Genomic DNA, 12,240 nt, shown 5'->3' with positions numbered 1-12,240 from the left:
CTTGTGATAATAGAAAAAAATGGAGGGCTAGCCGTGATTACACACTTTCAATGGAAACCGTTATTCGAGGATGAAAAACTGCCAGGATGGCGGATTTCGTTTTATTATAAAAAACAGCATTTTCAGGGGATTTATCATCCTGAAGGCAGAATTGAATGGACCGGATCACACCCTGATGAAGAAGAGGAAAAGAATATTTCAGCCTTGATTCATGAGCTTATGTTATATCATGTTTATGAATCATGACAGATATAACATGAATCGCTTACATCATCCTGCTTTATTTTGCTTAAAATAATAGTTCTATTAAAGCTCTTTGCTCATTGAAGCGGACAGCGTCATAGAGGCAGGAATATCTGAGCCCGCCAGGCTCCCTTGCCGGAGATGAAAGCAGCAGAGCTTAACAGAGCCAAAGTAAGAAAAACAAATGCAGGAGGTACTTCCATGAAAGATAAAAAAGCATCTTTTATTCCAGATACACCAAACGAAGGAAAAAATTCAGCCTATTTGGATAATAGACCGCATTATAAATGAAGGTCTTGCTGGAGGAAATGTTTTTCAGGCAGAGCATGAAGTGAACATTGAGGAATCACATGATATCGACGGCGAAGAGCAGAATAATTAAACACAAGTCAGATCAGAGAGGCGGCATTAATGTCCGCTCTCTTTTTTTTACTTGGGAACCTGCGTATATTTGTCCCTTATAACAGAAGAAACAATATGCATGGTATCCCATTCATGCTGCGAAATTTCAATAAGAGGATATTTTTTTGAAAAAAGCAGGGAATGGACTTCTTCTTCACTAAGCCCTTTGCTGCTATGATAAAGAATGTCTCCTTTTAGTGTTTCGAGATAATCAAGTTTCTTCTGAAACATTTTCTTTCCATGTCTGACATAGCCTGCATGGCCGCAAAATACTTCCTGAAAGTCATATCTCAGCACATGTTTGATGGACTGAATGATGTCAGGAATTGATTCTTCCTTGAGGATAAGCCTTGTTTTAGGGGAAACATATAGGTCGCCGGAAAAAAGCATCCCCTTTTCACGGTTCAAAAAGACCATATGGTCCTTCGAATGGCCAGGGGTATGGAGAACCTCCCAGGAGTAATTCTCTGAATGCAGCTCTGCTTCCAATGGCTTCGCCTGAAATCCTTCCCTATCTCCCCATAGCTGATGGCGGTATGGAAGATACTCTGCATTCTCTGAGCAAATTTCCATGGACATAGGATGAATAAAGACGGGAATATGTTTATTTTCACTAAGAAAGCGTCCACCTCCTGTGTGGTCTTCATGATAATGAGTCATTGCCGCTTGCTGAATATCCTCCTTCTCAAAAAAAGGAATGAAATCCTTAAGAAGCGAAGCTGGCCCTGAATCTATCAGGAGCGCATCAATTAAATAGGCATAAATATTCATTTTGACATCACCATAAGAAACAATTCCTTTAGCACATGTCACATCGTGCACAGATGTAAGTTCAATCATATTCTCCCTCCTTTCTTTATTTGATTCTCTTTTACATGCCTAAAACCCTCCTTCCCGCCAATCATTCAATGATAGGTCAAGAGACAGAGAAATGGCCCGGAGTCAGTGACCCGGGCCTTGTGTTTATTTCTTGATAAAAGGATCGTATGACCGGGGCTGATGCTGAACAGATAGCCATTTCACTGTAGTGAATTCCTCAAGGACCCATTCACCGTTAAAACGGCCCAAGCCTGAATTCTTTTCCCCGCCAAATGGCATAATCGCTTCATCATTGACTGGCTGATCATTCACATGAATCATCCCTGTGTCAATATTGTGGGCAAGCAGGGTTCCTTTTTCGATATCAGAAGTATGCACCGCACCGCTTAATCCATAAGGATGGGCGTTCGCCATTTCCACAGCCTCTTCTTCAGAATCATAAGTAATAATGGCTGCAACGGGTCCGAATATTTCGTTCTTAGCAATCGGCATGTCATTTGTAACATCTGTCAAGATAGCCGGCTGAAGGACGTTTCCTTCAATATTCCCTCCGTATACTAATTTTGCTCCCTGGCTGATGCTTTTTTCAATATCCTCTTGAATCCGTTTTGACTGATTCTCATTGATAAGCGGACCAACATTGGTGTCCTTTTCCTCAGGATTTCCGTACTTTAACGATTCAGTGATCCTTTTAAAGGCATCGGTAAATTCCTGGCTGATATTGCGATGAACAAAAATTCTGTTTATCGCCATGCAAATTTGTCCCTGATGATAAAATTTGCCGAAGATTGCCGATTCAGCTGCCTTTTCAATATCTGCATCTTCTCTAACAATGAAGACATTGTTGCCGCCGAGCTCAAGTGCTGCTTTTTTCAGGGATCCGCCTGCAAGCTCTGCTATATGCCGGCCCACTTCGGTTGACCCTGTAAACGAGATAAGGCGCGGAATCGGGTTGGTTACCATGTCATCGCCAATTTCCGAACCCTTGCCCGCCACTATATTTAATAAGCCTTTAGGAAGGCCGGCCGCTTCAAAGATGCTTGCAAAAATCAGGCCGCCTGTCACAGGTGTCTCTGTAGATGGCTTAACAACCACTGCGTTTCCGATGGCAAGTGCTGCGCCAACAGAGCGGATGGTCAAATGAAGCGGGAAATTCCAAGGAGAAATTACCCCAATAACACCCAGCGGTTTGCGGTACACTCTATTTTCTTTGCCTGGAGTCTGCGACGGAAGAATCTTTCCTTCGAGACGGAACGGAAAGGTTGCAGCTTCCTTTAGTATATTCACAGAAGCCTGAAATTCGGCAGAAGCTTTTATAAAAGTGCTTCCTGCTTCCTTGATCAGCCAATCGATAATGGTTTCTTTTTGTTCCTCCATGATAGAAGCTGCTTTTTCAATGACAGCGCGCTTTGCCTGCGGAAGCTCCTTTTCCCATTTAACCTGTGCCTGTGCTGCAGATTTATAGGCTTCATCCAGCTCTTCCTTGCTTGCAGCTTGAATGCGAAGCAGCTCTTCACCTGTAAAAGGATTACTATCAATCAATTCCTTATCGCTTTTTCCCTTGCGCCACTCGCCATTTATATAAATTTTAGTGAAGTCTGTATTCATGCAAACATTCCTCCATTCTAATATAGCTAATGTCAAAAGGAGTATGGATTATCCCTTTTGCTGGGTCGGACGGATGATAATTTCGTTAACATCCACATGTTCCGGCTGTTCAACGGCGTATGCAATGGCTCTTGCGATGTCCTCGCTGTCTAAAGGCTTCATATTGGACCCTTTGAATTTATTCAGGATATCTTCATCTGTAATGGTATTGGTTAGTTCTGTAGCCACAGCTCCCGGCGATATGATTGTTGCACGGATGTTCAGCTCAGGATCGATTTCCTTTCTAAGTCCTTCAGTAATTGCGCGGACCGCAAATTTTGTTCCGCTATAAACTGCACTTCCCGGGGAAATCACATGGCCGGCTACTGAAGAAATATTTACGATATGCCCTTGTTTCTGTTTTTCCATGTATGGAAGCACAGCTGCTATTCCGTTCAATACTCCTTTAATGTTAACGTCCACCATTTTATTCCATTCATCCGTCTTCTTTTTATTCAAGTAGGAAAGCGGCATTAGTCCTGCATTATTCACTAAAATATGAATGGCTCCGAATTTTTCTGCTGCTGCTTTTGCCAATTCCTCCATTTCTTCTGCGGATGTCACATCCGTAACCTTATATTCCGCTTTTCCTCCGCTTTCTTCGATTTCCCTTTTTAGCTCCTGCAAGCGTTCCTCCCGGCGTGCAGCAAGCATGACTGAAATTCCCTTGCTTGCCAATTCTTTGGCTGTCGCCTGTCCGATCCCGCTGCTTGCTCCAGTGATAATGGCTGTTTTTTGGCTGTTTTCCATGAAAATCACCACTCCCTTTTAAATAGTTTAGTAGATGTACATTTTACTAACTTACCCTTCCCTATCTGCACTAAACTATCTGAGTGCTTTGAATGTGCACTGCCTTTTCCTGCAAAAAAGCTCATAATAGTTATCAGAGAATCATTTCGGTATAATCAAAACAAATAATTGAAAAGAAGGAAATCATTCATGTTAGATAAATTGAAGGTAAAATATCCAAACGCGGTTTCTGGAAACGAGCCGCGGCAAAGCGACGGGGAATTTTTTTGGTTCCGTGACAGCAGCGGGACAATCGGAATTCCTAAAGAGGAAATCAGTTCAGCGGAAGCATCCCTCCTTCAGCTTCTATTCCCTCACAATGAAGAAGTTTTCCTAAGCAGAAACGCATCAGAAATGAAAAGGCAGTGGAGTGAATTTTTATATCAAAATGACCGCAGTTTGCCTGTAACAAGCTGGAAGAAGGTGCGGTTTATTCACTTCAGCAGCCCAACTTCTGATTTTTCTTACCTGGACTTTGAAGAAGCGTTCACTTCTCTTGTTTCGGGGGATTCCGTGATTGTTTGGGAGGATGAAAATAGAGGGGCGATTATTGAGGGCGAATCAGACAGCAGCTTAGATGATCCTGACTTTTTTTCCATTGTCCAAACACTTGAAAGTGATTTTTATGTGAAAATACAGGCTTTCAGCGGACATTATCATCTTATGGATGAAAATCTCCAAACACACTTTCAGATGGAACAGAAGAGCTTTGAACTGGCTAAAAAGCATTCTCTTGATACTCGGATGTTCACATTGCCGGATGTGTTTCCTTTTGCAGTACTTGATGGACTCGCTCCTGAAGAATTTACTTGGTTTTGTGAGGAGCTGCTCGGTGATGCCGGAAAAGATGAAGAGCTGATCGGCACTGTTAAAACGTATATTGAGTGCAATTCAAATGCCAGCCTTGCCGCTAAAAAACTCTATATCCACCGGAACAGCCTCCAGTACCGCATTGATAAATTTATAGAAAAGACAGGACTCGACATAAGGACCTTTCAGCATGCCTTTCCTGCCTATTTGTGTTTATTAAAAAAGGAAGAATAATGGAGCATGTACACCCTGCACAGTAAAACGCTTTCATTTTTGTGCAGGGTGTACATGTTCTTTTTGCGGATCAAAAGCTACAATAAAAGCATGAAATACATATTGTAATGGAGGTTTTTACAAATGGCAGAGTTAGTACTCGATCATATTTATAAAGTCTATGACAATAAAGTTACTGCTGTAGAAGATTTCAATTTAAATATTGCAGATAAAGAATTCATCGTTTTCGTTGGCCCATCAGGCTGCGGGAAATCAACAACTCTAAGAATGATTGCCGGCCTGGAAGAAATTTCAGATGGAGACTTCTTCATCGACGGCAAGCGTGTAAATGATGTACCTCCAAAAGACCGTGATATCGCAATGGTTTTCCAAAACTATGCACTTTATCCGCATATGTCTGTATATGATAATATGGCATTTGGGTTAAAATTGAGAAAAATGCCGAAATCAGAAATAGATACACGCGTTAAGGAAGCTGCAAAAATCCTTGGTCTTGAGCCGTATCTTGACCGTAAACCTAAAGCATTATCAGGCGGTCAGCGCCAGCGTGTTGCTCTTGGGCGCGCAATCGTGCGTGACGCTAAGGTATTCTTGATGGATGAACCATTATCCAACCTGGATGCAAAACTTCGCGTACAAATGCGTGCTGAAATTGCAAAGCTTCACAAACGCCTGAATACAACTACCATTTATGTAACACATGACCAGACAGAAGCCATGACAATGGCAACACGTCTTGTCGTTATGAAAGATGGAATCGTTCAGCAGGTTGGTGCCCCTAAGGAAGTTTATGAAAAGCCTGAAAATGTTTTCGTAGGCGGTTTCATTGGATCACCAGCTATGAACTTCTTATCCGGACAGCTTCAGGATGGTACAGTCCTAATTGGCAGCCAGTCCATTGCAGTGCCGGAAGGAAAAATGAAGGTTCTTCGCGATCAGGGCTATATAGGCAAGGATATCATCCTTGGAGTGCGTCCTGAAGATTTCCATGATGAACCATTATTCCTTGAAACATCTCCTGATACAACAATCGCTGCCCACATCGATGTTGCAGAATTAATGGGTGCTGAGTTTATGCTTTATTCTACAATTGGCGGCCAGGACTTTGTTGCCCGTGTAGATGCCCGTACTATCGTGAAGCCAGGTGACACTTTAGGAATGGCAATTGATATGAACAAAGCTCATTTCTTCGATAAAGAAACAGAATTCCGCATTCGCGCAAAAGGTGAATAATTAAGCAAAACAAAAGGCGAGCACAAATACTGTAACAGGTTCTCTTTTAAGGTACAAAAAGTAAAAAAGCACAGTAAATAACATACAAAAAAGCATGGTAATTCGCAAAGGAATTCACCATGCTTTTTGTATTTCTTTTAACCCATATAAAGCCAAAAAGTGGTATGTCAAATGTTTTTATACTAGTATAATGGGATTTAGTAACAACGTGAAACCACTGATGTTTCTCTAATAGGAAATAAATTAGTAATGTAAAATGAGTAAATCTGCGATATTAGGAGGAGAGATGGAATTAAATTTAAAGACTGAAAACAACACTATAATTTGTAACATGCAAACACTTATCTTATATCTTCTTTTCTTTTACTTTATTTGGACTTTAAAAGAGTTGTGGTTAATTAATTTCTTTCAATCATTTGGTGAGACAACCTATGCCTTACTGGAAGCATTAGTAAAGGTCTTGCTCTGGATAGTTCCAATTTGGATTTATGTAAAATACTATCTAAATACAAGCCCTATGAGTTACTTTAATATGAACATCAATGTAAGAAAAGGATTATTCTGGGGTATCATTCTTTCTACACTCGTTGGTTTGCGTTTTTTTATTGAAATATATCTCGTTAATAAAGAATCATTTCACTTTGTACTGCCATTAGACAGCTATCTTGATGGGTTTCTTGTGGTTGGAATTACGGAAGAAATGGTGTTTAGAGGGTTTCTACTTAAAGAGTTTAATAAACGAATGTCTTTTTGGAAAGCAAATGGAATCACATCATTTTTATTCTTGCTTATACACTATCCGATTTGGATTCATAACGGAGAATTTTTTCATTTTTGGACTCACGTTTATATTTTTCTACTTGGGCTAATCTTTGGATTTGTTTATAAAAAGACAGGTTCATTATGGTCGGTTGTATTATTGCATTCATTTTATGATTTGTTTGTTAATATTATTTAGCACACACAAACCGTTTGGAACATCTCAACCAATTGGTTTGTGTGCTAATTATAGTTTTTAGGACATATAAATAATATCTTTTAAATCAAACACTTTATCTGTTAGTCCAATCCGTTGAGCTGGAGTCAACATCTTCGTATCACTACCTTTGTATGGCAAACAAAAATTGTAATATGTACGTAGGATAGTGATAGCATATTGAGCGTATTTTGGATTGAAATTGGCGTAGATATAACTTTTCCCTTTACCTCTTGCTGTAACCAATGAGCGATCCAAAATAGATATACGTCTTCTTATTTGTTGAATAAAACTGTTAGTCGCATGGTCATTTACTGAAAGTATCATATCTGCTAATTCATCATTTTCAAATGCACTTACATCAGTTCTACAGTCAATCGTCACATCCCCTTTATCAATTGGCGGTAGCGGATGTTGTATGGGGTTATTGAGCCAAACCATTGCTCGTTTATCTGGAAGAATAATTTCCTCACAAAAACGGTGAGTCTTTAGTCTTTCAGTTAAATTGACTCTGGCTATTCCGTACAATGAAGAGTGGATTCCTTTAGCATCTCCCCAATCTTTTAAGATCTTCTTTGCCTCTTTATGTTCTTCATATGTCTGTTTTCTTGATTTAGTTTTGTCCATTTTGCAAACAAAATGATGGGCATTATACAAACGAAAATCTTTTAAAAAAACTCGATACATACCATTCATAAGTGAATGGTCTTCATCAGTAACAAAACGCCATTCCTTTGCATTTATCATTTGTTGAATCAACCAAAAATGGGCGATAGAAGTATACTGTGATTTTACATGCAGTCCATCAGCAAAATTTTCACGTTCTCTTACCTTTAATAATTCATTGCTATAACTGGCATAATCTTGGTCGTCTTCTTTAGTAGGTTCGATTGGATAATTTGAAAAACGTAATCGGTCATTCTTACGACAAAATGAATCTACATGGTCATCCCTGTACCATAATGTGTTCTCTTTTGGTTTAAGGTCATATTCCAATATCTTTTAATTTGGACATAAATACACCTCCAACCTATTCCTCTATTCCGATGGTTTTGAGCATACGTTTATTACTCTGTTTGGACTTAATCCACTCGATAAATTGTTCATCTTTTATCAAGTTTCGTTGGAGAATATTAATCAACTTGCGGTTTTATATGCGAATTCATTTGCTAAAACACTATTAATGTTCATGAACAACAAAAATAAGGGTACAAAATCATATGCGATTTTGTACCCTATATGTGATGTTATTTTTGATTTTGTACTCCAAAAGAGAACCCGTTACAAATACTGTACTCGCCTTTTATTTACTCTTGAACCAGGATAATTTCATCATGCCCGCAGGTTGGACAGTTTATTAAATGAGGGCATTTCCCCTGTTGAAATGAACGGGGAAAACCATCAATTTGTTTTAATGTATCTGTATCCATATACGCGCTATATTCGTCATAATAATCCATGACCTTTCCCTTATCCTCCATTTTTGCTGTACAGCTTGGACAGGATGCACTAAGACCCCTTAATCCGTTGCAAAGCGGACATACATCCATGCTGCTTCACCGCCTTCCGCTTTTTTAATCCAGCTTCAGCTCCTAGCCCCTCGAGGTCATAAGCCACCCAAGAATTGAAGGCAAAGAACGCCTTCTGAGGATCAAACCCTATTTGCTTTGGCCCCCAGGACGGGGGTCACAAAGACGTTGCCGCAGGACGCGGCGTTCTTAGTCTTTGATCCTATAAACAGTCGCTTCCGCTTTTTTCCAATCCAGCTTCAGCTCCTAGCTCGCTGTGCAAAAGATGTTTGATCCTCTGAAGACAAAGAACGCCTTCTGAGGATCAAACCCTATTTGCTTCACGAGCTAAACAGTCGCTTCCGCTTTTTTTATAGGTTAACCATTTTTTCCGGGTTCACCCATTTTTCGAATTCATCGGGTGTCAGGTATCCGAGTTTTAGGGCGGCTTCTTTTAGGGTTGTGTGTTCGCTGAAGGCCAGTTTTGCAATTTCTGCTGCTTTTTCATAGCCGATATGCGGATTTAGGGCAGTCACAAGCATTAGAGAGCGCTCAACATTTTCCTTGATTTTTTCAGTGTTTGCCATGATTCCTTTTGCAGTATGCTCATTAAATGATTGTATTCCTTCACTCAAAAGCTTTACAGACTGCAGGAAGTTATAAATGATAACAGGCTTAAATACATTTAGCTCAAAATTCCCCTGGCTGGCTGCGAAAGCAATAGTGGAGTCATTTCCGAATACCTGAACGGAAATCATCGTCAATGCTTCACATTGTGTGGGATTTACTTTACCAGGCATGATTGAGCTTCCAGGTTCATTTGCCGGAATAGAGAGCTCGCCTATACCGCTTCTGGGTCCGCTTGCAAGCCATCTGACATCATTGGCAATTTTCATCAAATCTGCAGCAAGAGCTTTCATAGCACCATGCACGTGCACAATTTCATTATGGCTGGTAAGCGCATGAAACTTGTTCGGTGATGTATGGAATGAATGTCCGGTATCCTTGCTTATTTGTTCTGCGGCCATATGGCCGAATGCCGGTTTTGTATTAATTCCGGTGCCTACCGCTGTTCCTCCAAGTGCAAGGCTTTTTAAATGCTTGCTGCTTTCTTCAATCATTTGAAGATCTTTATCAAGCATTGCCCTCCATCCGCTGATTTCCTGCCCTAGTGTGAGCGGTGTAGCATCCTGCAAATGGGTGCGGCCGATTTTTACAATATTCATGAACTCCTTTTCCTTTTCAAGCAAAGTATCTCTTAATGCAGAAATAGACGGCAGCAGGATGTCTGCAACTGCCAGGTATGCCGCTATATGCATCGCCGCTGGAAATGAGTCATTGGAGCTTTGAGCCTTGTTGACATCGTCATTAGGATGCAGGATTTCCTGCTCATTTCCGCCGTTTTCCCGCAGCCACTCATTCCCTTTGTTAGCAATTACTTCATTCACATTCATATTGCTTTGAGTGCCGCTTCCAGTCTGCCAGACAACAAGGGGAAAGTGGTCATCAAGTGCTCCCTCTAGAATTTCACCGCTGACTTTTACAATCGCTTTCATTTTTGCCTGCGATAAATCTCCCAGCTCATGATTGACCTTAGCTGAGGCTTGTTTTACATATGCAAAAGCCTGGATGAGCTCTATCGGCATTCTTTCATTCCCGATTTTGAAATTATTTCTGCTTCTTTCAGTCTGTGCTCCCCAATATTTATCATAAGGAACCTGTACTTCACCCATAGTGTCTTTCTCTGTTCTGAACTTCATAGAACTTCCTCCCGTCTCCACTGTTAAATAATTTATATATATCCTGCCAAAAAAAGTTACTCTACTTATTTTCCCAAAAATAAGCATAAACGAACATGTATTTTACATTTCAAAGCTACACCCTGTCTTCTCACTTCCATTATTGTATAAAAAGGCTTTTTTCGTAAACTTTGCTGCTATGGAACAAGATGGTTGATTTCCGCTCAAGGATGCTCGCTTTGACGGGATCTCACCTATCCCGCTAATCTAAGCAGGAGTCTCGCACCTTACACTCTAATCAGCCTGGCTTAACAATAGGATAGCCTTGCAAAACTTATTAAAAAACATCAATCTCTAAAAAAAGAGCCTATAAAAAACATCATTAGTTAAACCGGCTGCATGCTTCTGACATTTTTAACACTGCTGCAATATTGGCTGCAGTTTCTTCAAGATGCCTCTCTGCCTTTATAAAGGCATCTTCTCTGCTGATAATTCCCGGAACTATACTGAAAACGGCATTTATTCCATGCTGAGTAAACTCCTCGCTGCTAAATGAAACATTGCCGGCAATTGCAATCACAGGAACGTTAAAAGTTCTGGCAAGACGAGCTGCACCGATTGGTGTTTTTCCGAGCAGGGTTTGATTGTCAATCTTGCCTTCACCTGTTATAAGGATTGAAGCATCTCTTATGTGTTCCATCAGATTGACCGCTTCTATTATGATTTTACTGCCTCTTTTAAGCTCAGCAGGCAAAAAGGCAAGCAATCCTGCTCCAAGGCCTCCGGCTGCACCGGAACCAGGCACATCCTTTACCTTTTTTCCAAGCTCCTTTTCAATGACCGCAGCATATCTTTCTAGATTTTTATCAAGAAGGGAAACCATTTCCCGATCTGCCCCTTTTTGCGGTCCAAAAATTGCAGAAGCACCTTTTTCTCCTGTTAAGGGAATGTCTACATCACATGCCGCTTCCACCTTGATATGCTGCAATCTTGGATCTGCATTGCTTAAATCAATGGAGCAAAGCTTTCCGAGAGCTCCACCTCCGTCTCCAATTTCCCTGCCCCTCTCATCCATAAGCTTTATTCCAAGCGCTTTTGCCATCCCTGCCCCGCCATCATTCGTGGCACTTCCGCCAATGCCAAGAATGATATGCTTTACTCCCGCGTCCAGGGCAGCCAGTATCAATTCACCAGTACCTCTGGTGGTCGTATACAGCGGGTTTCTTTTTTCATAAGGAACAAGATGGATGCCTGAAGCTGCAGCCATTTCGATTACTGCTTTTTCTCCATTTCCGGAAATCCCGAATTTGGCATTCACCCTTTCACCTAGCGGCCCGGTGACCTCTTTTTCAATAATGTTCCCTCCTGTTGCATTGACAAGTGCCTGTACCGTCCCTTCCCCGCCATCTGCTAATGGGACCTTAATAATTTCAGCAGATCTAAAAACGCGGCGGAACCCCTTTTCAATAGAGTCTGCCGCCTGCATTGCAGTCATGCTTTCCTTGAATGAATCAGGGGCAATGACAATTTTCAATAAAACCCGCTCCTTTCAATCTTTCTATCTGCATCCTTCTGTTAAACTTAAAATCCGCATTAGTGCCTGAATTCGCTTTACTATATTACAGGCAATATATACTATCAATATTAGTTGACACTACTTCATTTGTGTAGTAAATTCTAAACTAATAGAATAATTAGAATTTATTTCTTATCAAGAGAGGTTTAGGGAATTGGCCCGTTGATGCCTCAGCAACCTTCATTGTCCGGAACAATGAAAAGGTGCTAACTCCATCAAGTTTTAATAACTTGAAAGATAAGAAGAATGGCTTTCCATGTACTG

Annotated in this window: 12 protein-coding genes and 1 riboswitch; of the genes, 5 read left to right on the top strand and 7 right to left on the bottom strand. The window is 40.8% G+C overall.

The window, feature by feature from the left end; genetic code table 11:
* Window positions 1–33 precede the first annotated feature (33 nt).
* Both BM126_RS00725 and BM126_RS22665 read left to right on the top strand, forming a co-directional pair.
* The gene (locus BM126_RS00725) at window positions 34–246 is read left to right on the top strand and encodes a YheE family protein (RefSeq protein ID WP_090987282.1); all 213 of its coding nucleotides are present in this window, start codon (window positions 34–36) and stop codon (window positions 244–246) included.
* Between the two features lie 138 nt (window positions 247–384).
* On the top strand, window positions 385–534 hold the full coding sequence (locus BM126_RS22665; RefSeq protein WP_256212933.1) for a hypothetical protein: 150 nt from the start codon (window positions 385–387) through the stop codon (window positions 532–534).
* 138 nt (window positions 535–672) lie between these two features.
* Here the strand turns inward: BM126_RS22665 and BM126_RS00720 are convergent, their stop codons facing one another.
* From BM126_RS00720 to BM126_RS00710, 3 genes are all read right to left on the bottom strand, one after another.
* Window positions 673–1,485: an MBL fold metallo-hydrolase gene (locus BM126_RS00720; protein WP_090987280.1), complete on the bottom strand. Its 813-nt coding sequence runs from the start codon at window positions 1,483–1,485 to the stop codon at window positions 673–675.
* Window positions 1,486–1,608: 123 nt separating this feature from the next.
* Window positions 1,609–3,072, bottom strand: a complete 1,464-nt coding sequence (locus tag BM126_RS00715) for an aldehyde dehydrogenase family protein (RefSeq protein ID WP_090987278.1) — start codon at window positions 3,070–3,072, stop codon at window positions 1,609–1,611.
* A 48-nt stretch (window positions 3,073–3,120) separates the two neighbouring features.
* Complete coding sequence (locus tag BM126_RS00710; RefSeq protein ID WP_090987276.1) at window positions 3,121–3,861, bottom strand: SDR family oxidoreductase; 741 nt, start codon at window positions 3,859–3,861, stop codon at window positions 3,121–3,123.
* Window positions 3,862–4,050: 189 nt separating this feature from the next.
* On the opposite strand from BM126_RS00710, the gene BM126_RS00705 reads away from it, so the two are divergent.
* The 3 genes from BM126_RS00705 to BM126_RS00695 all read left to right on the top strand — a co-directional run bounded on the left by BM126_RS00705 (window position 4,051) and on the right by BM126_RS00695 (window position 7,135).
* Window positions 4,051–4,944, top strand: coding sequence for a PucR family transcriptional regulator (locus tag BM126_RS00705; RefSeq protein ID WP_090987274.1), 894 nt, complete (start codon window positions 4,051–4,053; stop codon window positions 4,942–4,944).
* 123 nt (window positions 4,945–5,067) lie between these two features.
* Entirely contained in the window at window positions 5,068–6,177 is a 1,110-nt protein-coding gene (locus BM126_RS00700; protein WP_090987273.1) for an ABC transporter ATP-binding protein, read from the top strand.
* 256 nt (window positions 6,178–6,433) lie between these two features.
* Window positions 6,434–7,135 carry a CPBP family intramembrane glutamic endopeptidase gene (locus tag BM126_RS00695; RefSeq protein ID WP_256212932.1) on the top strand — a complete coding sequence of 234 codons (702 nt, stop codon included), beginning with the start codon at window positions 6,434–6,436 and terminating at the stop codon, window positions 7,133–7,135.
* Window positions 7,136–7,192: 57 nt separating this feature from the next.
* Here BM126_RS00695 and BM126_RS00690 read toward each other — a convergent pair whose 3' ends face one another.
* From BM126_RS00690 to BM126_RS00675, 4 genes are all read right to left on the bottom strand, one after another.
* Window positions 7,193–8,149: a hypothetical protein gene (locus BM126_RS00690; RefSeq protein ID WP_090987269.1), complete on the bottom strand. Its 957-nt coding sequence runs from the start codon at window positions 8,147–8,149 to the stop codon at window positions 7,193–7,195.
* Between the two features lie 311 nt (window positions 8,150–8,460).
* Window positions 8,461–8,703: a hypothetical protein gene (locus tag BM126_RS00685; protein ID WP_090987267.1), complete on the bottom strand. Its 243-nt coding sequence runs from the start codon at window positions 8,701–8,703 to the stop codon at window positions 8,461–8,463.
* Window positions 8,704–9,032: 329 nt separating this feature from the next.
* Window positions 9,033–10,421: a class II fumarate hydratase gene (gene fumC / locus BM126_RS00680; RefSeq protein WP_090987266.1), complete on the bottom strand. Its 1,389-nt coding sequence runs from the start codon at window positions 10,419–10,421 to the stop codon at window positions 9,033–9,035.
* Window positions 10,422–10,782: 361 nt separating this feature from the next.
* A complete protein-coding gene (locus tag BM126_RS00675) occupies window positions 10,783–11,934 on the bottom strand; it encodes a glycerate kinase family protein (protein ID WP_090987264.1) in 1,152 nt (383 codons plus the stop codon).
* Between the two features lie 171 nt (window positions 11,935–12,105).
* Window positions 12,106–12,220: riboswitch (SAM riboswitch) on the top strand.
* Window positions 12,221–12,240 lie beyond the last annotated feature (20 nt).

Origin of the sequence: Bacillus sp. OV322 (genome assembly GCF_900112495.1) — a bacterium.
Taxonomy (GTDB): Bacteria; Bacillota; Bacilli; order Bacillales; family DSM-1321; genus Peribacillus.
The sequence above is the reverse complement of the archived record's forward strand: the minus strand, read 5'-3'. Positions and strand labels throughout refer to the sequence as shown.

What these genes read in the sequence shown, in the direction of transcription:
- BM126_RS00710 (WP_090987276.1), bottom strand. Translation starts at nt 3,861, where the DNA reads ATGGAAAACAGCCAAAAAACAGCCATTATCACTGGAGCAAGCAGCGGG.
- BM126_RS00700 (WP_090987273.1), top strand. Translation starts at nt 5,068, where the DNA reads ATGGCAGAGTTAGTACTCGATCATATTTATAAAGTCTATGACAATAAA.
- BM126_RS00720 (WP_090987280.1), bottom strand. Translation starts at nt 1,485, where the DNA reads ATGATTGAACTTACATCTGTGCACGATGTGACATGTGCTAAAGGAATT.
- BM126_RS00685 (WP_090987267.1), bottom strand. Translation starts at nt 8,703, where the DNA reads ATGGATGTATGTCCGCTTTGCAACGGATTAAGGGGTCTTAGTGCATCC.
- BM126_RS00695 (WP_256212932.1), top strand. Translation starts at nt 6,434, where the DNA reads ATGAGTAAATCTGCGATATTAGGAGGAGAGATGGAATTAAATTTAAAG.
- fumC (WP_090987266.1), bottom strand. Translation starts at nt 10,421, where the DNA reads ATGAAGTTCAGAACAGAGAAAGACACTATGGGTGAAGTACAGGTTCCT.
- BM126_RS00715 (WP_090987278.1), bottom strand. Translation starts at nt 3,072, where the DNA reads ATGAATACAGACTTCACTAAAATTTATATAAATGGCGAGTGGCGCAAG.
- BM126_RS22665 (WP_256212933.1), top strand. Translation starts at nt 385, where the DNA reads ATGAAAGCAGCAGAGCTTAACAGAGCCAAAGTAAGAAAAACAAATGCA.
- BM126_RS00705 (WP_090987274.1), top strand. Translation starts at nt 4,051, where the DNA reads ATGTTAGATAAATTGAAGGTAAAATATCCAAACGCGGTTTCTGGAAAC.